Source organism: Nonomuraea sp. NPDC049419, assembly GCF_040676995.1.
Classification (GTDB): domain Bacteria; phylum Actinomycetota; class Actinomycetes; order Streptosporangiales; family Streptosporangiaceae; genus Nonomuraea; species Nonomuraea salmonea.
The window spans coordinates 159,370-179,520 of the sequence record NZ_JBFAQB010000012.1 but is presented as its reverse complement, the minus strand read 5'-3'; the positions used below and the strand labels follow the sequence as shown (position 1 = coordinate 179,520).

Below are 20,151 nucleotides of genomic sequence, written 5' to 3'. Positions count from 1 at the left end.
GAAATCGGACGACACTTCCGGCAAGCCACTTGAAATCACTCCATCGCACAGTAAGGCCATCCGCCGAACAGCACAGCAAAAAGGACGGCCCCGATGACGCTCCCCCGTACGCTCGCCTTAGCCGCCGCCACCCTCGCCACCGTCGCCACCGCGGCCGCCCTCGCCCCCGCCGCCCACGCCACCACCACCCCCGCCGAGACGACCGAGATCGCCGCCCCCGCCAAGTCGTGGGGCACGTACTACGCGCCCAGGCGCGCCGCCAAGGCGTGGGGCACGCTGACCGCCACCGGCGAGGACCACGCCGTCCTGCCCACGGCCGACTCCGTCCGCATCACCGGCAAGGTCTTCGACAACACCCGCCGCTCCTCGTGCGGCTGGGCCGTCTTCCGCATCACGTACCGCTCGGGCGACCAGCTGCCCTTCCGCGAGCGCTGGGTCCGCGACTGCAGCTACGGCAGCCCGAAGCACTTCTCGCTCCGCTACCGCGACGTCTACCAGGTCGAGCTCAAGGTCTGCTCCGAGCCCAAGGCCAAGAAACCGTCACTCACCTGCCTGTACGCCGGCACCTGGAAGACCCTCTACCTGTCGAAGTGAGCCCCTCGAACGGCCCCCGGCCACGACGCGCGGCGAGCACGGAACCGTCCTCCATGGGAGGGGAGGAGGACGCCGTGCTCGGCGACGTCGCGGCCGGGGTGCTGACCGGGCGGCGCGGCCGCCGCGGCAACGACGCCGCGGCGGCCGTCCGCCGGTCCTGAAGCCTTTGCTCTAGGGCCTGTTCGGAGTTGAGATCTTGGGATTGTGGATTCGCGTGCGCGCTACCGCCCAGCCCTGATAGAGCACGGGATATGGCGCGTGGTGACCTCACCGACGATGAGTGGGCCTTGATCGAGCCCCATCTGCCGCTGGGCGAGCGGGGCCCGATCCCGGATCTGCGGCGGCAGTTCAACGGGGCGATGTGGCGCTTTCGCACGGGCAGTCCGTGGCGGGACGTGCCCGAGGAGTACGGCTCATGGTCCACGGTCTACGACCGGTTCCGGTCGTGGGCGACCACGGGCGTCTTTCAGAACCTGATGGAGGCGCTGATCGGTGAGGCCGCCGCTCGTGGACAGGCGGATCTCGCCCTGGTCAGTGTGGACTCCACGACGGCCCGGGCCCACCATCACGCCGCCGGGATGGTGGTTGATCGGGAGTTGCTGGAGGAGTTGGAAAAGGCGGCCGCCGAGGAAAAGGGGCTTCACCAAAGGGACAAACAGCCCAGACGGAGGAGTCCGACGATGACGACACCGGGGCACGCGTCAGACGCCGACGGCTGCGGCGACGGCACCGGGCCCGGCTGAAGGCGGCTGAACTGGGCCGTTCAAGGGGTGGGCTGACCAGCAAGGTCCACCTGTCTGCCGACCGGCGCTGCCGCCCGTTGTCCTTCCTGCTCACCCCTGGCCAGGCGGCCGACAGCCCACGCTTGCCGGTGGTGCTGGCGGCCATCAAGGTCCGCCTGCCCATCGGCCGCCCCCGCACCCGCCCTGACGCGGTCGCCGCCGACAAGGCTTACTCCTCTCGCGCCAACCGCGTCTACCTGCGCAGACGCGGCATCCGAGCGGTCATCCCAGAGAAGACGGATCAGGCGGCCAACCGCAAGAAGCGGGGCTCTCGCGGAGGCCGCCCGGTCCGCCACGACGAGGCCTTATACAAGGAGCGCAATACCGCCGAACGCGGTATTAACCGGATCAAGGACTGGCGTGGGCTGGCCTTCCGCTTCGACAAGACCCCGGAGAGCTACCTGGCCGGGCTGCACCTGCGAGGCGCCATCTTATGGATCCGAAGCCTCCGACCTGTCTAAAGATCCGAACTCCGAACAGGCCCTAGTACGTGGCGGTGCGCGGAGCCGGTTCACTCTCATGCCATATGGCCGTGGACCGGGGGAGACGTCGAAATGTCGCCACACAATGGGGCAATGACTCACCCTTCAGCGCCGGACCCGTTCGGTCCGTACACGCATGGGAAGCCTGAGCAGGGATGGCGGGAGTACGGCCGCGCCCCGTACGAGCAGCCCGGCCCCACGCCCCGGAGCCGCCCGGCCCCGGCACCCCAGCCCCAGCCGGACCCTGAGCCGGAGAGCCAGTGGCCCAGTCATGGACCGCTCGCCGGGGAACGCGTGCAGAGCCCGGGCCGCAGGGACAGCGGGCCGCACCCGCGGCAGGGCAGCCCGCCACCCGGCTTCGGCGGCGCACCACCGGGCCGCCACAGCCAGCCCGGCCCCCCGGACGACCACCCCTACTCGCCGGACCCGTACGGCCAGGACCCGTACGGCCCCCAGGACGGGTACGGCCAGGACCCGTACGGTCGCCCTGACCCGTATGGCGAACAGGGCTTATACAGCCATCCTGACCCCTACGGCGGCCAGGACCCCTACGGAGGCCACGGCGACCCCTACGAACGCCAGACCCCCTACGGTCCCTATGGTCAGCAGCCGCCCCAGGAGCCCTATGATCTGACCGCCGCCCCCTTCGACCGCCCGCCGAAGCGCGGCAAAACCATGATCATCGCCCTCTCGGCCGCCCTAGGCGTCGTCCTCCTGGGCGGCGGCACGGTCGGCGCCGTCTCCTACCTCAAAGCCTCGGGCAGCACCCCCGCGGCCCTCCCGGACGGCAGCGGCACATCAGCCCCTGCCAAAGCGCCCCCACCCTCGGACGAACCGGCCGAGGCAGAGGCCGGCGACAACCCCAAGACCAAGGCGACGGACGAGCCGCCGGACCCAGCAGAAGAGCCGTTCCCCAGCACGTCTCCCAGCACGTCTCCCAGCACGTCATCCAGCACGGCCGCCCAGCCCGGCTCACCGATCGCCCACACCGAGTTCGACGACTGGAAGTTCAACCTCTCGGGCGTGAAGTTCGACGCGAACAAGGTCGGCGGCTGGACCTACCAGACCTGCGAGCCCGTGGACGCCCAGGGCCTCCTGGCCAAGAACGACTGCCGCCGCGCCATCCAGGTCGCCTACTCCGCCTACCGCGGCCACCTCAAGGCGGTGCAGGTCATGCTGGAGTTCCCGTCGGACAAGGCGGCCAGGAACGCGGCCACCCGCATCACCAAGCTCACCACCGACGCCGTCACCATCCGCAGGGACATGGCCCTGCGCACCTTCGAGTACGGCAAGATCAGGACCAGCCCGGCCAAGAACTACGTGGTGGTCACCATCGTCACCGCGGACAGAACGGCCCAGCCGAAGGCCGCCAAGTTCCACCTCTACCTGCAGGCCGACTCGGTCGGCTACTTCCTGCTGCGCGACGTGACGATCACCAGCTGACGGGGGAAGCGGGCGCGCAGGGCCGGCGCGATCGTGGTCGCGGTCCTGAGCCCATGCACGGGGTCGAGCTGGCCTCGCGCGGCTCCCGGAGAAGGCGACACCTCTAAACCCGAAATTTCCCCAATAATGCCTATAAAACTGTTTGTCAAGGGATGTGTCGGGCAGGGGATGGCCATCGGTTGGGAGGTGACGGTATGGAACTGGGAATGGCACTGTCGATCCCCCTGGAGAACGCCTCTGTTTCGCTGACGCGCAATGTGCTGGACGTCGCGTTGGAGCGGTGCGGGGTCTCCCGTGACGCTCGCCACGACATAGCGCTGGCGCTCACCGAGGCGTGCGCGAACGCCGTGCGCCACTCGGGAGCCGAGCGGGACTACCAGGTGGACGCGGCACTGCACCGCGATCGGTGCGTGGTGGAGGTGACCGATCACGGCTCGGGGTTCGCCGTCAAGGACATCGGGGAAGGCGCGCCGCCCGACGCGGAGGGCGGGCGCGGCCTGCACTTGATTCACGCCCTGACGGACCGGGTGGAGATTCATCACCATCGGGGGAGAGGCGTCACCGTGCATTTCGAGAAAATGCTGGACGCCGCGCTCGCCGGATAGCGCCCGGCGGGAAGATCGCACGTTTCGGACCCGGCCGTACGTGGCATGACGCTGTGAACCGTACAGGCCGGATCGGCCGACCCCCCTCCACCCGGGAGCGTCACTCCATGAAACAGCACGCCGAACTGAAGGACTTCTGGGAGCAGCGCCTGCACGCCGACTGGACGGAGAGCGGCGTCGGCTACCAGCGGCTCGGGCTGGCGTTCAACACGTGGATGTACCGGGTGCGCGGCGAGGTGTTCCGGCGTGAGGTGGCGGCGCTCGGCCTCGACCTGTCCTCCGCCCGCGTGCTCGACGTGGGCTCGGGCACCGGCTTCTACCTGCGGCAGTGGCGGGCGCTCGGCGCGAAGTCCGTCACGGGCTCCGATCTGACGGAGGCCGCCGCGCAACGCCTGCGCGCCCGCTTCCCCGGCACCGACATCCTCCGGCTCGACATCGCCGACCCGGGTGACACCCTGGAGCCCGCCTCCTTCGACGCCGTCTCGGCCATGGACATGCTGTTCCACATCACCGACGACGAGCGCTACCGCTCCGCGCTGCGCTCCGTCGCGCACGCGCTGCGGCCCGGCGGCACGTTCGTGCTGTCGGAGAACTTCCTGCACGGAAAGGAGCAGCGCGGCGACCACCAGGTCAACCACACGCTCCCCTGGATCACCGGCGCGCTCGCCGACGTCGGGTTCGACGTCGTACGCCGCGTGCCCATGCTCGTGCTGATGAACGCGCAGGTCGACGCCAACCCGGTGTGGCGCAAGCTGTGGGGCGGCCTGCTGCGGGCGGTCACCCTCACCGAGACCACCGGCGAGGTCGCGGGCGGGCTGCTCGCGCTGGCGGAACGACGGCTGGTCCGCGTCCTGCCGGAGAGTCCCACGACGGAGCTGATGATCTGCCGCCGCCGCTAACGGCCGTTCGCTGAGCACCAGGCGGCCCAGGTGGTGGCGCCGCCGCCGAGCTGCTTGGCGTGGAAGGACGACCAGGAGTTCTGGCTCGGGCCCGGCTGCTCGGGCGCGCTGCGGTAGAGGGGGTGGCGCGCCTCGACCTCGGCGCGCAGCCACGGCTCGACCTCGCCGTAGGAGTCCAGCGACCAGCTCCGCGCGTGATAGGTGAGCGCGCCGCGCACCTCGCTCTCGGCCAGGCACATGAACGGCGCCCACGGGCTCGTCCGCGCCCAGCTGATCTTCGTCCGCATCGCCCCTGACGGCACCCGCCCCGGCTTGGTCCGCGCGGCGACCTCCCGTTCGTCCACGAAGAAGTCGAACATCTCCTGCGCCGTGTATGTCCCGCCGGTCAGCCCGAACCGCTCGTCCAGCGTGGCACCGAAGTCCGTGCGTACGGGGATGTCGCTGGTCCACGTCGTCTCGTCGTGCAGGCGGCGCACCGGCGGGCCCGCGTAGGACGGGGTGACGTCGAAGGGGCCGAAGTTGACGGTGTCGTTGTTGATGGGCACGACGGGGTACGTCTTCCCGTCGACCGGGTTCGTCCACTCGCGCAGGATCCGCGTGGGGTCGGCCGGGTCGGTGTAGAAGACGATCTCGCGGGAGAGCTGGTAGAGCCGGGTGGTGCCGGGCTCCCGGTAGAGGCGGCGGATGTTGTACCCCTCGATGCCGAACAGCTTCTGCCCGTGCCGCAGCGCCGGGTCGAGGGCGTTGCCCGGCACGTCGGCGTACACGCTGCCGGAGATCCTGAAGACCATGTCGGCGCCGTCGGGGCGGCCGAACGTCTGCAGCGACAGCCGGGCGTTCCTGTCGGTGACCTGCCTGAAGACGGGGCCCGGGTCGGTGGGGTCGCCGGTGCCGGCGCTCGCCGGGACGGCGACGCTCATCAGCAGGGCGGCCAGGGCGAACGACCTGGTCAGCAGGGATCGCTTCATGGGGGGTGCCTCCGCGCACGGGGATGGGGAGGCCATTGTGATCATGCCGCCGACGTCGCGTCCACCCGGTGTGGAAGAGGGTTGTGGCGGGTGTGTGGTGGCGATGTGGCGCGAGGGGAGAGGCTGGCGATGAGCCGTCCACCGTCCATCCCGGGACGGGGCCCCACGCGAAGGAGGACCCCCGACAATGGCCAGACCGCCCCGAGGTCCGATCGGTTTTCTGCGCGCATCCGCCCGAGCGGTGAAGGACAACGGCGACGGGGACCGCCCCTACCGGCTGCTCTCCCTCTCCTACTGAGGCGGCTGAGCCCCTGACGGGGTGGGGTGTGCGCCCGGCGGAGCCTCCGCCGGGCGTTCCTCAGCTCACTTCCACGACAGCAGCCGGCCGCGGAACTTGGGGTGCTTGGTCTCCCAGTAGCGCCAGCCCTCCACCCGGCTCGGCACGTTGGCGATGCCCGAGGCGACCTTGCGCCGGTCGCAGGTGGCGAGGACCGACCAGGCCGACCAGCCGATGCGGTAACCGAGCACGCGGTACCACATGTTGCCGTACATGCCGTCGCTGATCTCGCGCGTGTAGTCGTGCCCGGCGAAGACCTTGTGCCGTTCCTGCAGGTGGGGCAGGCCGAGCCGGCGGATGCTCTCCACCACGGCCTTGGTGTCGGTCCCCGTGCTGACCGCCGTGTCGGTCGCCGTGTCGTTCGCGGGGTCGGTCCCGGTGGGGTCCCCGGGATCGATCACGGCGTCGGCCCCGGCGTCGGCCCCCGCGTCCGCCCCTTGGTCGTCCCTCGGCCTGTCCCGCTGCTTGCGCAGCGTCTTCTCTTTCTCGTTCTCGGCCTCCAGGAAGGCGACCACCTCGTGCTCGCGGGTGACCGAGACCGTGATGGAGCCGCCGGGGCCGTCGATGAACCGGGTGCGCGGGATGAAGAAATTGCGCGGCGACTGCTGGTGAATGCGCCAGAAAGTACGCGGGCGGCAATTGCGGCCACCGTCCTCGTCTGTCCTGGTCGTGTGGAATCCCCGGTCGCTGTGAATTTTGCGCAGTTTACGGAACTTGTCGTGGTCCGAGTCCGCGCTGGCAGGAGCCGCGGTGGCCGCCAACGCCACCGTGAGGAGAGCATGGGTGGCGGGTCGCGCCAGTTTTCGCAGTGGGGTGAACATCTACCGTCCCTTTCGGAAAAGCACTCCTCGGTGGCCAGGCCGGTACGATGCTTACAGGTGACGCGAGTCCGGTGACAACGCCACGCCGCAGATGAATGTCCCACACCTGGCAAGATCAGGTGAAAGAGCGTCAATATCCGCCGCTTTTCCCAAGAAACAGTCACGACGGGACGTGTCTGTACCTACTCGTATGTATGGTCCGGCCATGCTCACCCGGGAAGGACAGCCCCTCACGTGTACGCCAAGCAGTACGAGATCACCCTGCCCGCCGACTACGACATGACGATCATCCGCAAGCGCGTCGCCGACCGCGGTCACCTCCTCGCCGACCGCGCCGGCCTCGGCCTGAAGGCGTACCTCGTCCGCGAGCGCGGCATCGGCGGCTCGCCGGTCAACCAGTGCGTCCGCCCCGGGCCTGGACGGCTGCCGGAGGGCCGGACCTGGTGACGGTCTCTTGATGGGCGACCCCGGAGGGAACGGGCGCGACACCAGGAAGGCGCGCGCCGCCGCAGGGGAGGGCTTGGGCGTGCGGCGCCGTCACGCGCGTCCCCGCCGGGGTTCACCAGTCCCTGACTCTCACTCACGCCGGGGCTATGGTCGCGACCCTAACAGCGAAAGCCGGAAAAGGACCTGCTGCCAGGGCTTTTGTGACAACACTGTGTCAAAGGACCGGACAGCGGCTGTCATGCGAACGGCCCCGGCGCCAGGGGAGCGCCGGGGCATGCGAGGGTCAGCGGCCGATCGGGTGCCAGACCGTCTTGGTCTCCACGAAGGGCCTGATGCGGTCCAGGCCGGGATCGGCGTCGTGCCAGTCGTCCTCCGGCCGGGGCCGCAGCACCCGCTTGAGCGTGGTGGCCGCCAGCTCCTCCAGCTCGGCCGCCAGCTCGCCCGCGCCCGCGAGGTCGAGCGCGTTCACGTCGGCGTGCCCCGCCAGCGGCGGGCCCAGCTCGGCGACCCGGCCGGTGAGCACGTTCGCCACGCCCCCCGGCAGGTCGGACGTGGCCAGCGCCTCGGCCAGCGTGATCGCCGGCAGCGGCGCCCGCTCGTCGGCGACCAGCACCGCCGTGTTGCCCGCGCTGATCACGGGGGCCAGCACCGAGACCAGCCCGAGCAGCGACGAGCCGGTGGGCGCGACCACGCCGACGACGCCGGTCGGCTCGGGCTCCGACAGGTTGAAGAACGGCCCCGCCACCGGGTTCGCGCCGCCCAGCACCTGACTGATCTTGTCGGCCCAGCCCGCGTAGTAGACCCAGCGGTCCACGGCCGCCGACACCAGCGCCTGCGCGCGGTCCGCGCTGACGCCCTCGGCCGCGGCCACCTCGGCGGCGAACTGGTCGCGCCGCCCCTCCATCATCTCGGCGACCCGGTAGAGGACCTGCCCCCGGTTGTAGGCGGTACGTCCCGACCAGCCGGGGAACGCCTTGCGCGCGGCCACCACGGCGTCGCGCACGTCCTTGCGCGAGGCCAGCGCGGCGTTGGCGAGGTGGGACCCGTCCGCCGACGTCACGGGGTAGGACCTCCCTGATTCCGAGCGCGGGAACGCGCCGCCGACATAGAGCTTGTACGTCCTGAGCACCGCGATGCGCGGCGGGGTCTCAGCCAAGGTAGGCCTCCAATCCGAGCAATCCGCCCTCGCGGCCGTACCCGGACTCCTTGTAGCCGCCGAAGGGACTGGCGGGATCGAACACGTTGAAGGTGTTGGACCACACGACGCCGGCGCGCAGCCGGCTCGCGGTCCAGAGCATCAGGGAGCCCTTCTCCGTCCAGACGCCGGCCGACAGCCCGTACGGCGTGTTGTTCGCCTTGGCGACGGCCTCCTCCGGCGTGCGGAACGTGAGCACCGACAGGACAGGGCCGAAGATCTCCTCCCTGGCGACCCGGTGCGCCTGCGTGACCCCGGTGAACACGGTCGGACGGAACCAGTAGCCGCGCTCGGGCAGCTCGCAGGCGGGCGACCACGAGGTCGCGCCCTCGGCCTCGCCTGCGGCGGTCAGCTCGCGGATCCTGGCGAGCTGCGCCGCCGAGTTGATCGCGCCGATGTCGGTGTTCTTGTCCAGCGGGTCGCCGAGCCGCAGCAGCTCGATGCGGGCGCGCAGCCGTTCCAGCAGCTCCTCGGCGATCGACTCCTGCACCAGCAGCCGCGAGCCCGCGCAGCACACATGGCCCTGGTTGAAGAAGATGCCGGACACGATGCCCTCGACGGCCTGGTCGATGGCCGCGTCGTCGTAGACGATGTTGGCGCCCTTGCCGCCCAGCTCCAGCGTGAGCCGCTTGCGGGTGCCCGCCACGGCGCGGGCGATCTGCCGCCCCACCTCGGTCGAGCCGGTGAAGGCCACCTTGTCGGCGCCGGGGTGGGCGACCACGGCCCGGCCGGTGTCGCCGGCGCCGGTCACGATGTTCACCACGCCGGGCGGCAGGCCCGCCTCCTGGCAGATCTCGGCGAAGGCGAGCGCGGTCAGCGGCGTCGTCTCGGCCGGCTTGAGCACCACCGTGTTGCCGGTGGCCAGCGCGGGCGCGACCTTCCACGCCAGCATGAGCAGCGGGAAGTTCCACGGGATGACCTGCGCGGCCACGCCCAGCGGTTTCGTGCCGACCCCGGCGTGCCGGAGCTTGTCGGCCCAGCCGGCGTAGTAGAAGAAGTGCTGCGCGACGAGCGGCAGGTCGATGTCGCGCGTCTCCTTGATGGGCTTGCCGTTGTCGAGCGACTCCAGCACGGCCAGCTCGCGGGCCCGCTCCTGGATGATGCGCGCGATCCTGAACAGGTATTTGCCGCGCTCGGCGGCCGGCAGCGGCCCCCACACCTGCTCGAAGGCGCGCCGCGCGGCGGCGAAGGCGCGGTCCACGTCGGCCTCGCCGGCCGCGGCCACCTCCGACAGGGGCTCCTCGTCGGCCGGGTTGACGGTGACGATGCGCTCGTCGCTCTTGGCCGCGACGAACTCGCCGTCGATGAACAGGTCGTACGACGGCCGGATGGACACGATGGAACGTGACTCCGGCGCGGGCGCGTACTCGAAGATCTCCACGCCTCTCCCTAATCGATGGTGTAGTAGTCGGGCCCGGCGTAGTGCCCGGTCGAGAGCTTGGTCCGCTGCATGAGCAGGTCGTTCAGCAGCGAGGACGCGCCCAGCCTGAACCACGCGGGGTCCAGCCAGTCGGCCCCGGCGATCTCCTTGACCAGCACGAGGTAGCGGATGGCGTCCTTGGTGGTGCGGATGCCGCCGGCCGGCTTCACGCCGGCCTGCCGCCCGGTGGCGGCCCGGTAGTCGCGCACGGCCTCCAGCATCACCAGCGTCACCGGCAGCGTGGCGGCGGGGGACACCTTGCCGGTCGAGGTCTTGATGAAGTCGGCCCCGGCGTGCAGCGCCAGCCACGACGCGCGGCGCACGTTGTCGTAGGTGACCAGCTCGCCGGTCTCCAGGATGACCTTCAGGTGCGTGTCGCCGCACTGCTCCTTGACGGCCACGATCTCGTCGAACACCTTGCGGTAGTCGCCGGCGAGGAACGCGCCCCGGTCGATCACCATGTCGATCTCGGTGGCGCCGGCCGCGACCGCGTCGGCGGTGTCGGCCAGCTTGATCTCCAGCGACGTACGTCCCGAGGGGAAGCCGGTGGCCACCGAGGCCAGCCCGACCCCGGTGCCCGCCAGCGCCTCGGCGGCCGTGGCGATCATGTCGGGGTAGACGCACAGCGCGGCCACCGACGGCGCGCTCGGGTCGGCCGGGTCGGGGCGCACGGCCTTGGCGGCCAGCGCCCGCACCTTGCCGGGGGTGTCCGCCCCTTCGAGCGTGGTCAGGTCGACCATGCGGATGGCCAGGTCGATGGCCTCCCGCTTGGCCGTCGTCTTGATCGACCTGGTGGCCAGGCCGGCGGCCCGCCGCTGGACGCCGACCTCGTCGACGCCGGGCAGACCGTGCAGATAGGCCCGCAAAGAGCCGGGGATGGTGTCAGGCACGAGCGCCACGCCTCTCGATGAGCATGTTGAGTACGAGGGCGACCAGCAGGATGAGGCCGGTCACCACCATCTGGAAGAAGGAGCCGAGGCCGAGCAGGTTGCACAGGTTCCGCAGCACCGACAGCAGCAGCACCGCCACGAACGTGCCGAACACCCCGCCCCGGCCGCCGAACAGGTTGGTGCCGCCGAGCACGACGGCGGCGATCGCGTCCAGCTCCAGCCCGTTGAACGCGGTGGGCTGACCCACGGTCAGCCGCGAGGTGAGCAGCACCCCGGCCAGCGCCGCCAGCGCGCCCGACACGGCGAACACCGTCGTGATCACCCCGCGCACCGGCAGTCCGGACAGCCGGGCGGCCTCCTTGTTGCTGCCGACGGCATAGACGTACTCGCCGAACGTGGTGCCGCGCAGCACCAGGGCGGCCAGCACGGTGATCGCCACGAAGATGATCCCGACGATCGGCACGTAGCCGATGAACCCGCCGCCGAGCAGCTGGAACCCCTCGGAGGCGTTGGCCTCGGCGGGCTTGCCGTCGGTCAGCAGGTACGTCAGGCCGCGGATCGCGGTCAGCCCGGCCAGCGTGGTCATGAACGCCGGCAACGACAGGTACGCCGACAGCCCGCCCATGATCGCGCCGAACACCGCGCCTGCCGCGATGCTGATGAGGATCGCCGGCAGCACCGGCACCCCCGACCCGATGAGGATGGCGACCGTCATGCCGCCGAACGCGGCCACGCTGCCCACCGACAGGTCGATGCCGGCGGTCAGCACGACCATGGTCATGCCGATGGCCACGATCCCGGTGAGCGAGGACTGCTGGAGCAGGTTCGCGATGTTGCGGCCGGTCAGGAACTGGGGCGCCAGCAGCGAGGCGACCACGCACAGCCCGAGGAAGACCAGCAGCAGATTGGACTTGACGATGAGGTCGGCGCCGCGGCGCCGGCGGGCGCCGCCTTCCTGGGGGGCGGCTGCGGTCACGGTGGATCCCGGCGAACCCGTGGATCCGAGCGAAGCTGTCATGGTGCGGCTCCTGTGATGACGGTGTGCGCGATGACGTTCTCCGGGCTGACCCGGGGGTCGAAGTGCGCGACGTTGCGGCCCTCGTACAGGACCTGGATCCGGTCGGCGTTGGCGGTCAGCTCGTTAAGCTCGCTGCTGGCGAGCAGCACGGCCACGCCCTGGTCGGCCAGGTGGCGCACCTGGCGGTAGAGGTCGGCCTTGGCGCCGACGTCCAGGCCGCGCGTGGGCTCGTCCAGCAGCAGGACCCTGATCCCGCCGCGGGTGATCCACTTGGCCAGCACGACCTTCTGCTGGTTGCCGCCCGACAGCTGACCCACGAGCTGGCCGGGGCCCGACGCCTTGACGCCGAGGTCGGCGAGCGCCGGCTTGGTCAGGCGCTGCCCGGCCCGGCCGGGCAGCAGCCACGGCGGCTTGCCGAGCGCGCTGATCGCCGCGTTGCGGCTGACCGACAGGCCCAGCATCAGGCCCTGCTCCTTGCGGCTCTCCGGCACCAGGGCCAGACCCGCGCGGACGGCGGCGGCCGGGCTCGCGACCTTGAGCGGCCGGCCGCCGAGCGTGGCGGTCACCTGGGCCTTCAGGTCGCCGAACAGGGCGCGCAGCAGCGTCGTGCGGCCGGCGCCGCCGAGCCCGGCCAGCCCGACGACCTCGCCGGGCCGTACGTCGAGGTCGCGCACGTCCAGCAGGCCAGGCACGTGCACCCGCTCGACGCTCAGCAGCGGCTCGCCCTGCGGCGCGGCCCGGCCGGTGGCGCCCACCAGCTCGCCGCCCGCCTCGCCGATCATGGCGGCGACCAGCTCGTCGGGGCGCGTGGAGGCCAGGTCGTAGACGCCGACCGCCCGGCCGTCGCGCAGCACTGTGGCCCGGTCGCCGATCTCCATGACCTCGTCCATGCGGTGCGAGATGAAGATGACCGAGCGGCCTTCGGCGGTGAGCGACCTGATGACCGCGAACACCGCTTCCAGCTCGCTCTCGCCGAGCGTCGCCGACGGCTCGTCCATGACGATGACCCTGGCGTCCGCCGTCAGCGCCTTGGCGATGGCGGTGAGCTGCTGCGCGGCGATCGGCAGCGCGCCGACCCGCGCGCTCACCGGGAAGTTCGCGCCCACCCGGTCGAGCGCGGCGCGGGCCAGCTTGGCCCGCTGCGCCCTGCGGACGAAGGGGCCCAGCCTGGGCGCCCTGCCGAGCAGCAGGTTCTGCGCCACGGTGAGGTCGGGCAGCAGGTCCAGCTCCTGGTAGATGACCGCGATGCCGGCCGCGAGCCCGGCGTGCGGGGTGGCCGGCGCGTACGGTTGCCCGTCGAGCAGGATCGTGCCCTCGTCCGGCTGGTACGAGCCGGCCAGCACCTTCATCAAAGTGCTCTTGCCCGCCCCGTTCTCGCCGAGCAGGCAGTGCACCTCGCCGGGCCGCACGCTCAGCTCGACCCCGTCGAGCGCGACGGTGCCGGGGAACCGCTTGACGATCCCGGACATGTGCAGGCGTTCGGGAGTCTCGCTCATGCCGCCTCCAGCAGGTGTCTGGCGTTGTGGTCGTCGGTGATCAGCACGTCGCACAGGCCGCTCGACACCACCGCCCGGCAGACCGCCCGCTTGGCCGTGCCGCTGACCAGCGCGACCGACGTGGCGGCCGAGCGCAGCAGGTCGAGGGAGAGCCCGAGGGTGCGGCCGTCGAGGTCGGGATCGACGATCCGGCCTTCCGCGTCGATGAAGCGGCCGAGCACGTCGCCGACCGCGCCGGCGGCGGCCAGCCTGGCGAGGTCGCCCGCGTCGATCTGCCCGGAGTCGACCAGCACCGAGTCGTTGCCCATGGCGCCAGGGCTGAACAGGAACAGGTCGGCCTTGGCGGCCAGGGCCAGCACGTCGGCGACGGCCCTGTCGCTCTCCAGCACCTGGCGGGTGCTCTGCTGCTGCAGGATCGCCGGGGCCGCCAGCAGCGTCGCGGTGCCGCCGCCGTGGTGGGCGATCATGCTGGCCATGCTGTGCGCGCTGGTCGGCTCCCGTGAGCGGCTGAGCGCGCCGTTGATCTGCACGACGTGCACGCCCGTGGCCCAGCCCGGCGTCAGCCCGCCGGCCAGGCGGTCGAGCGTACGCCCCCAGGACACCCCGATCAGCCGGGGCGCCGGCCGCATCTCCATCAGGTGGTCGGCGCCCGCCGCGGCGACCCGGTCGCGGGCGTGCTCGGCGTCGTCGCCGCCGACCGACACCACGACGGCCTCGCGCAGCCCGAACCGCTCCTTGACCGCCTGCTCCAGCGTGCGGACGCGGGAGCGCGGGTGCAGCACCTCGATGCGGACGATGCCGACCTCGCGCGCCTCGGCCAGCATCCTGCCCACCTTCCAGCGGGTCAGGTGCATGGCGTTGGCGATCTGCTCCTGCGTCTCGCCCGACTCGTAGTAGCGCACGGCCACCTGGTAGAGCTGGTCGTCATCGCTCATGGCGGCCTCCGCTCAACCGGTGGGAGATGCCGGTCGTCGCGGCCGTGGCCTCCCGGTAGCCGGCGTAGCCCGCCTCGTACGCCTGCGCGTGCGCGGCGACCGGCTCGACCGTGCGCACCTTGGGCGCGTACTCGGCGGCTGCCTCCGCGAGTGACGCGTGCCGGCCCGAGCCGGTCGCGGCCAGCACCGAGCAGGCCCGCAGCGTCAGGTTGTCGCCGGTGACCAGGTGCACGGGGCGGCCCAGCACGTCGGCGGTGGTCTGCAGCCACAGCTCGTTGTGCTGGATGCCGCCCGACAGGAAGATCTCCGACACCGCGACGCCGCCGTCGGTGAAGGAGTCGATGACCTGCCGGGTGCCGTACGCGACGCCCTCGACCGCCGCCCGGTAGACCTGCTCGGGCGTGCTGGCCAGCGTCAGGCCGAGCACCGCGCCGCGCAGCCGTGGGTCGCGCAGCGGGGTGCGGTTGCCCATGAAGTAGTCGAGCACGATCAGGCCGTGCTCGACCGGCGGCACCTGCGTGGCGGCGGCGATCAGGCCGCCGATCTCGGCGCGCGGCCGGCCGATGAGCTTCTCGCCCGCCCAGGCCAGCACCGAGCCCGCGCTGACCTGCCCGCCCTCGACGAGCCACCGGCCCGTGCGCAGCGCGTCCGGGTAAGGACCCCACACCGTGGGCGGGAACACCGGCTCGGCGATCTCCGTGACGAACGCGTTGGACGTGCCGCACACGATCGACACGTGGCCCTCCTGGGCGCCGCCGATGGCAAGCAGCGACAGGTGCGCGTCGATGCCGCCGGACACCACCGTGGCGGGGCCCGTGACGCCCAGCTCCGCGCGGGCCGGCTCGGCCAGCGGCCCCACCGGGTCGCCGACGGGCACGATCTCGTCGGGCAGCTTGGCGGCCAGGTCGGCGACGCCGAGCTGCTCGTACAGGTCGTGCGGGAAGCCCGCGCCGCGCGGGTCGTAGTTGCTCTTGCAGACGGCGTTCATGCGCGACCCGGCCCAGCGGCCGGTCAGCCGCCAGACCATGTAGTCCACGGCCTCGACGATGCGGGCCGCCGCCCGGTACGTCTCCGGCTCGTGCCTGGCCAGCCACATCGCCTTGGGCACCAGCCACTCCACGGCGTCGCTGCCGCCGGCGTACCGCAGGACCGGGTGGCCGGTCCGCGCGGTCAGCTCCGACTCCTCGCCGGCGCGGCCGTCCATCCACAGCAGCGCCGGGCGCAGCGGCCGGCCGTGGCCGTCCAGCACGGCCACCGTCGAGGCCGTGGTCGCCACCGCGACCCCCTCGATCGGCGGGCCGTCCGCGGCGGCGAGCGCCTGCCGCGCGGCCGACACGCTCGCCCGCCACCAGTCGTCCGGATCCTGCTCGGCCCAGCCAGGGCGGGGGAAACGGGTCGGGTACGCCTCGGCGCCCGACCCGAGCAGCGCCCCCTGGTCGCCGTAGACCGCCGCGCGGGCGCCTTCGGTCCCCAGGTCGAGGGCGAGGAAGGCAGCCATGCTCACTCCTCGTTCGGCAGGAAGAGTACCTTCGAGCTGAAGATCGACCGCTCGCCCAGAGCGGTCATGGTCTCCGGCAGGGCGTCGAGCCCCAGCTCGTGGGTGATCATGAACTTCCAGGCCAGCTCGCCGGAGGCCAGCGCGCGCGCCGCCGTCCGCCACTCGTCGCCGGGGAACGGCGCCGAGAAGGAGTTCCACGCGCCGTGCAGGGTGACCTCGCGGCGCAGGAACGAGCTGAACGTGGACTCCGGCAGCACCACCGGGTCGTGCGGGATGCCGATGAACACCGCCTCGCCGTGCCGGCCCGCCAGCGCCACCGCCTGGTCGATCGTGGCGGGCACGCCCGCCGACTCGATGACGATGTCGTAGCCCTCACCGGCGACCTCGGCCGCCGCCTGCGCGCTGGTCGCCGTATGGGTGGCGCCCGCCTCGGTGGCCATCGCGGCCTTCTGCTCGTTGAGCTCGATCGCCAGCACCTCGGACGCGCCCGCGAGCCTGGCCCACTGCACCGCGAACAGCCCGATCGGGCCCGCGCCGACCACCGCCACCCGGCGGCCGCCGCGCATGTTCGTCCGCCACAGGGCGTGCAGCGCGATCGCGGCCGGGTCCATCATGGCCGCCGCCCTCGGGTCCAGGTCCGCGGGCAGCACCATGAGGTTGCCCGCGGGGACGGTCACGTACTGGGCGTACGCGCCGTCGCGGCGGCTGCCGAAGTAGCCGTACTTCTTGCACAGGCTGAAGTGGCCCTGAGTGCACGGGCCGCAGGTGCGGCACGGGATCAGCGGGGGGACGGTGACCAGGTCGCCCTCGCGGACCTTGCCTTCGGCGGCCAGGTTCGCGCCGAGCCTGACGACGTGGCCGGAGAACTCGTGCCCGCAGATGATCGGGAAGTGGTAGGCGATCCCCGGTTGCAGCATGCGCGAGATGTCCGAGCCGCACACGCCGCAGGCCGCCACGCGTACGAGCGCCTCGTCCGGGCCCGGCTCGGGCACGGGCACCTGCTCGACCCTGATGTCACCGGGCGCGTGGAGCACCGCCGCCTGCATGGTTTCCGCCATCGTTGTGCCTTTCCTACTTCTCTTGTGCCGCGGCGAACTCGCCGTCGCCGATGTACTGGGCCGCGTCGTCCTTGTCGATGAGCGCGGTGCCCGCGTCGATGCTCGGCTCGACCTGCTCGCCGTTCTTGACCTTGAGCACGGTCTCGACGGCCTTGGCGCCGAGGGAGAGGGGGTCGTTGAGGGCGGTGGCCACGTACTGGCCGTCGGGGATCTGCTTGACCGCCTCCATGAGACCGTCCACGCCGGCGACCAGGACCTTGTCCTTGCCGTTCTCCTTCAGGACCTGCAGCGCGCCGAGCGCCATGTCGTCGTTGTGCGCGTACACGGCGGCGACGTCGGGGTGCACCTGGAGCAGGTCCTGCATCGCGGTGACCGCCTTGGAGCGCACGTAGTCCGAGTACGGGCCCTCGACGATCTTGATGTTGGGGTTGCTCTTCACGGCGTCGTGGAAGCCTGCGCTGCGGTCACGCGCCACCGCGCCGCCCGCGTCGCCGCGGATCTCGATGACCTTGCCGCCCTTGTCGCCGAGCGCCTCGCTGAGCCGCTTGCCGACGAGCTCGCCCATCGCCTTGTTGTCCCGCCCGACCTGGGCGACCGCGCCCTCGGGCACCGGCCGGTCCACGGTCACGACCGGCACGCCCGCCGCCTTGGCCGCGGCGATCCCGGGCTGCACGCCCTGGGGGTCCACCGGGTTGACGAGCAGGACGTCCACCTGGCGGGTGATGAGGTCCTGGATGTCGTTGTTCTGCTTGGTGACGTCGCCGCCCGCGTCGGCGAAGTAGAGCGAGGCGCCCGCCTTCTTGGCAGCGGCCTCGGCACCCTCGCGGAGCTGGACGTAGAAGGGCGACTGCTGGGTGGCCTGGCTGAAGCCGATGGCGACCGGGCCGCCGGACTTCTCGCCGCCCGCCTCCGTCGACCCGCCCGGCGTGGACGACACCGAGCAGGCGGTCAGGGCGGAGATCAGGAGGAGTGCAGGGATTGTGAGCAGCCGAAATCTACTCATAGGGGCCTCCGTATGTGACGTAGGTAACGCACCGTAAGTCGGGAATTAACCTCAATGCAACACTTGAGCCGGAATTTGCTCATATGAGCAGACCTGGGGTCCTTGCTCATCGTGTCTGATGGTCGTCACAGGAGTTTCCGCAGGTCACAGCCGTTGCGTCGGCTGTGCCCCGCCGTACGTGTCGGAAATCCCCCGGCGGGCGGGGGTGCGATGTCGGATTCCCTGCTGCGCCGCACCGGCGAACGCGTACCGACCGGCGACCCTCGTCAAGGCCCCCCGCCCCGCACGGGGGGCGTCGGGGATCGGCCCTCAGGCTCCCGCGGACGGCTCGCGCGGCGCCACGTACGGCACGTCCGGCGGCAGATGCTCCCGCAACCGATCGTCGAACCCGTCGTCGACGTCCCGATACGACCGGTACGCCGGCGGATAGTGCCACCCCCAGGGCTGCTCCCTGTGATGCCCCCACCACCAGCGCCGCGGCTGCCGCAGCCGCTCCACGATGGCCAGCACCGTGTCCCCCACCTCGGCCGGTTCGGGCAGCACGTCACCACCGAAGTACCGCTGCCGCCTCAGCAGCGTCGGGCAGTGCACGTCCCCCCGGACGAAGCTCCCGAACCGCCACCCGCTCTCCTCATCCCAGGCCAGCGCCAGCACGCACTCCTCGACGAGTTCCCGATCCTCGATGAGGATGGAAGCCGAGCGCGGCAGGAACTCCGCCATCCAGTGATCACTCGGCTGAATGGCCCGCCGAACGAGAGCCAGGTAGACATCGTGCAGGTAGCCGACATGCAACTCCTGCCACTCCACATGCCAGACACCCCTGGGCGTCACCACATCGGTGCCCGTGGGGCGGCGACCCCAGGCGGCAAGCCGGTCGAGCTGAGCTCCGGCCTTGACCCGCCCTTGATGACCAGGGACATGCAAGGCTCCCCTCTTTTTCGCGGAACCAGGGATGCCGAGCTGCCGACATGCGGTGGGCTTCTGAAGGGCGTCCCCGTCGTCGGCGATTTCCGTTGTCATCGCACCCCTCCCGCTACCAATGGTGAGGTATGGTAAGTCTGCATGCAATCTTGCACGCAGTTTTACTTCTGTGGCTCAATAAGTGGAGTGATCAAGGCACTGTCCGGGAATTAGCCACTTTTGGGACATATATGGTTAATCGCACTTCTCCGCCCACCGTGCAGCGTCGCATTCTGGCGCGGGAGCTGCGTCATCTCCGTGAACGTGCGTCCCTGACGGGCGACGACATCAAGGACCGGCTCGGCTGGTCGCCGTCGAAGGTCTCCAGGATCGAGAACGCCCGCATCAGCGTCTCGCAGGGCGACATCGAATTGTTGCTCGACGTCTACAACGCCTCCGACATCCAGCGCGAGCGCCTTCTGGCGCTGGCCGGCCAGAGTCAGACCCCGCACTCGTGGCGGGCCTATCCCGCGCCGACGCAGGAGTTCCTGTCGTTTCTCGAAGTCGAGGCGGTGGCCGACTCGATCCGGCAGTGGGAGGTGGGGGTGGTGCCGGGCGTCCTGCAGACAGAGGCGTACGCGCGGCATCTGATCCAGAGCTGGCGCGACATCGACGACACGCTGACACAGCGTCAGATCGAGGACCGCGTCGCCATCCGGCTGAACCGCCAGAAACGCTTTCTTCCTCCTGAGTCATCGCACATATGGATCGTTATGGACGAATCCATACTGATGCGGACAGTCGGTGGGCCTGATGTCATGGCGGAACAACTGCAGCAGCTGGTGGACTTCTCCCTGCTGCCCAACGTGAAGCTACAGGTCGCAGCCCTCGATCGGCCCCGAGGGGTGTTCGAGGAATCCTTCACCCTGCTGAATCTGGACCGGAGCAACCCCCTCGAGCAGTGCCTGGTCTACATCGATCACAATCTCACCAGTCAATTCCTGCTGGATGAACAGCGCTCGATCTACTTCGAGAAGATGTTCGAATATTTCCACAGGAGTGCGCTGGACGAGGAGACGAGCCGCACCATCATTTCGAGATACAACCGTGATGCATCCATGGTTTGAAGAGGCCAGCGGTGCTGGTGGGGTGGCCGATAATATTCCCCGCATGCAAGATCAGTGGACGCGGTCCAGCTTCTGCGGGCATAACGGAAATTGCGTTGAAGTCCGCCTGCTGGATGACGATATGGTCGCCATTCGCGACAGCAAGAACCTTGGCCAGCAGCCCCTCGTGATCACGGCCTCCGCCTATCGGCAACTGATCGAGAAGGTCAAACGGGGCGACGTCTAGAGCGTCC

19 protein-coding genes and 1 pseudogene are annotated in these 20,151 nt (G+C 70.6%); 8 read left to right on the top strand and 12 right to left on the bottom strand.

Features of this window, described 5'->3' with window-relative positions:
* Positions 1–93: 93 nt before the first annotated feature.
* The 5 genes and pseudogenes from AB0K12_RS30750 to AB0K12_RS30730 all read left to right on the top strand — a co-directional run bounded on the left by AB0K12_RS30750 (position 94) and on the right by AB0K12_RS30730 (position 4,805).
* Entirely contained in the window at positions 94–594 is a 501-nt protein-coding gene (locus AB0K12_RS30750; protein ID WP_364568787.1) for a hypothetical protein, read from the top strand.
* Positions 595–845: 251 nt separating this feature from the next.
* A pseudogene (locus tag AB0K12_RS30745) lies at positions 846–1,837 on the top strand (IS5 family transposase).
* 114 nt (positions 1,838–1,951) lie between these two features.
* Positions 1,952–3,301: a hypothetical protein gene (locus AB0K12_RS30740; protein ID WP_364568784.1), complete on the top strand. Its 1,350-nt coding sequence runs from the start codon at positions 1,952–1,954 to the stop codon at positions 3,299–3,301.
* A gap of 194 nt (positions 3,302–3,495) precedes the next feature.
* Positions 3,496–3,906: an ATP-binding protein gene (locus AB0K12_RS30735; RefSeq protein WP_364568781.1), complete on the top strand. Its 411-nt coding sequence runs from the start codon at positions 3,496–3,498 to the stop codon at positions 3,904–3,906.
* A gap of 107 nt (positions 3,907–4,013) precedes the next feature.
* The gene (locus tag AB0K12_RS30730) at positions 4,014–4,805 is read left to right on the top strand and encodes a class I SAM-dependent methyltransferase (RefSeq protein ID WP_364568778.1); all 792 of its coding nucleotides are present in this window, start codon (positions 4,014–4,016) and stop codon (positions 4,803–4,805) included.
* Here AB0K12_RS30730 and AB0K12_RS30725 read toward each other — a convergent pair.
* Entirely contained in the window at positions 4,802–5,773 is a 972-nt protein-coding gene (locus AB0K12_RS30725) for a DUF1838 family protein (RefSeq protein WP_364568775.1), read from the bottom strand. The two genes, AB0K12_RS30730 and AB0K12_RS30725, sit on opposite strands and share 4 nt — an antisense overlap.
* A gap of 363 nt (positions 5,774–6,136) precedes the next feature.
* Entirely contained in the window at positions 6,137–6,931 is a 795-nt protein-coding gene (locus AB0K12_RS30720) for a hypothetical protein (protein ID WP_364568773.1), read from the bottom strand.
* 234 nt (positions 6,932–7,165) lie between these two features.
* Here AB0K12_RS30720 and AB0K12_RS30715 point away from each other — a divergent pair, with 234 nt between their 5' ends.
* Positions 7,166–7,378, top strand: coding sequence for a DUF4865 family protein (locus AB0K12_RS30715; protein ID WP_364568771.1), 213 nt, complete (start codon positions 7,166–7,168; stop codon positions 7,376–7,378).
* A gap of 283 nt (positions 7,379–7,661) precedes the next feature.
* Here the strand turns inward: AB0K12_RS30715 and AB0K12_RS30710 are convergent, their stop codons facing one another.
* The 10 genes from AB0K12_RS30710 to AB0K12_RS30665 form a co-directional block, all read right to left on the bottom strand.
* Positions 7,662–8,534 carry an aldehyde dehydrogenase family protein gene (locus AB0K12_RS30710; RefSeq protein ID WP_364568768.1) on the bottom strand — a complete coding sequence of 291 codons (873 nt, stop codon included), beginning with the start codon at positions 8,532–8,534 and terminating at the stop codon, positions 7,662–7,664.
* Complete coding sequence (locus tag AB0K12_RS30705; protein ID WP_364569061.1) at positions 8,527–9,948, bottom strand: aldehyde dehydrogenase family protein; 1,422 nt, start codon at positions 9,946–9,948, stop codon at positions 8,527–8,529. Before AB0K12_RS30705 ends, AB0K12_RS30710 begins: the two co-directional genes overlap by 8 nt.
* Before the next feature lie 14 nt (positions 9,949–9,962).
* Positions 9,963–10,883 carry a deoxyribose-phosphate aldolase gene (deoC, locus tag AB0K12_RS30700; RefSeq protein WP_364568766.1) on the bottom strand — a complete coding sequence of 307 codons (921 nt, stop codon included), beginning with the start codon at positions 10,881–10,883 and terminating at the stop codon, positions 9,963–9,965.
* Positions 10,876–11,859 carry an ABC transporter permease gene (locus tag AB0K12_RS30695; RefSeq protein WP_355430053.1) on the bottom strand — a complete coding sequence of 328 codons (984 nt, stop codon included), beginning with the start codon at positions 11,857–11,859 and terminating at the stop codon, positions 10,876–10,878. Before AB0K12_RS30695 ends, deoC begins: the two co-directional genes overlap by 8 nt.
* Before the next feature lie 38 nt (positions 11,860–11,897).
* A complete protein-coding gene (locus tag AB0K12_RS30690; RefSeq protein WP_364568763.1) occupies positions 11,898–13,397 on the bottom strand; it encodes a sugar ABC transporter ATP-binding protein in 1,500 nt (499 codons plus the stop codon).
* Positions 13,394–14,332: a sugar-binding domain-containing protein gene (locus tag AB0K12_RS30685; RefSeq protein ID WP_364568760.1), complete on the bottom strand. Its 939-nt coding sequence runs from the start codon at positions 14,330–14,332 to the stop codon at positions 13,394–13,396. The genes AB0K12_RS30690 and AB0K12_RS30685 overlap by 4 nt, the downstream gene beginning before the upstream one ends.
* Positions 14,322–15,830 carry an FGGY-family carbohydrate kinase gene (locus AB0K12_RS30680; protein WP_364568757.1) on the bottom strand — a complete coding sequence of 503 codons (1,509 nt, stop codon included), beginning with the start codon at positions 15,828–15,830 and terminating at the stop codon, positions 14,322–14,324. The genes AB0K12_RS30685 and AB0K12_RS30680 overlap by 11 nt, the downstream gene beginning before the upstream one ends.
* A gap of 2 nt (positions 15,831–15,832) precedes the next feature.
* Positions 15,833–16,888 carry a galactitol-1-phosphate 5-dehydrogenase gene (locus AB0K12_RS30675; protein WP_364568755.1) on the bottom strand — a complete coding sequence of 352 codons (1,056 nt, stop codon included), beginning with the start codon at positions 16,886–16,888 and terminating at the stop codon, positions 15,833–15,835.
* A 13-nt stretch (positions 16,889–16,901) separates the two neighbouring features.
* Complete coding sequence (locus AB0K12_RS30670; RefSeq protein ID WP_364568753.1) at positions 16,902–17,891, bottom strand: substrate-binding domain-containing protein; 990 nt, start codon at positions 17,889–17,891, stop codon at positions 16,902–16,904.
* A gap of 309 nt (positions 17,892–18,200) precedes the next feature.
* Positions 18,201–18,815 (bottom strand): DUF6292 family protein, encoded by a 615-nt coding sequence (locus AB0K12_RS30665; protein ID WP_364568749.1) that lies wholly within the window; start codon positions 18,813–18,815, stop codon positions 18,201–18,203.
* Between the two features lie 254 nt (positions 18,816–19,069).
* Here AB0K12_RS30665 and AB0K12_RS30660 point away from each other — a divergent pair, with 254 nt between their 5' ends.
* On the top strand, positions 19,070–19,918 hold the full coding sequence (locus tag AB0K12_RS30660) for a helix-turn-helix transcriptional regulator (RefSeq protein ID WP_364568746.1): 849 nt from the start codon (positions 19,070–19,072) through the stop codon (positions 19,916–19,918).
* Between the two features lie 43 nt (positions 19,919–19,961).
* On the top strand, positions 19,962–20,144 hold the full coding sequence (locus AB0K12_RS30655) for a DUF397 domain-containing protein (protein ID WP_345385633.1): 183 nt from the start codon (positions 19,962–19,964) through the stop codon (positions 20,142–20,144).
* Positions 20,145–20,151: the final 7 nt, after the last annotated feature.

Bases quoted from the DNA above. Each gene is read 5' to 3' on its own strand.
- AB0K12_RS30750 (WP_364568787.1), top strand. From the start codon at position 94: ATGACGCTCCCCCGTACGCTCGCCTTAGCCGCCGCCACCCTCGCCACC.
- AB0K12_RS30740 (WP_364568784.1), top strand. From the start codon at position 1,952: ATGACTCACCCTTCAGCGCCGGACCCGTTCGGTCCGTACACGCATGGG.
- AB0K12_RS30735 (WP_364568781.1), top strand. From the start codon at position 3,496: ATGGAACTGGGAATGGCACTGTCGATCCCCCTGGAGAACGCCTCTGTT.
- AB0K12_RS30730 (WP_364568778.1), top strand. From the start codon at position 4,014: ATGAAACAGCACGCCGAACTGAAGGACTTCTGGGAGCAGCGCCTGCAC.
- AB0K12_RS30725 (WP_364568775.1), bottom strand. From the start codon at position 5,773: ATGAAGCGATCCCTGCTGACCAGGTCGTTCGCCCTGGCCGCCCTGCTG.
- AB0K12_RS30720 (WP_364568773.1), bottom strand. From the start codon at position 6,931: ATGTTCACCCCACTGCGAAAACTGGCGCGACCCGCCACCCATGCTCTC.
- AB0K12_RS30690 (WP_364568763.1), bottom strand. From the start codon at position 13,397: ATGAGCGAGACTCCCGAACGCCTGCACATGTCCGGGATCGTCAAGCGG.
- AB0K12_RS30685 (WP_364568760.1), bottom strand. From the start codon at position 14,332: ATGAGCGATGACGACCAGCTCTACCAGGTGGCCGTGCGCTACTACGAG.
- AB0K12_RS30680 (WP_364568757.1), bottom strand. From the start codon at position 15,830: ATGGCTGCCTTCCTCGCCCTCGACCTGGGGACCGAAGGCGCCCGCGCG.
- AB0K12_RS30675 (WP_364568755.1), bottom strand. From the start codon at position 16,888: ATGGCGGAAACCATGCAGGCGGCGGTGCTCCACGCGCCCGGTGACATC.
- AB0K12_RS30670 (WP_364568753.1), bottom strand. From the start codon at position 17,891: ATGAGTAGATTTCGGCTGCTCACAATCCCTGCACTCCTCCTGATCTCC.
- AB0K12_RS30655 (WP_345385633.1), top strand. From the start codon at position 19,962: ATGCAAGATCAGTGGACGCGGTCCAGCTTCTGCGGGCATAACGGAAAT.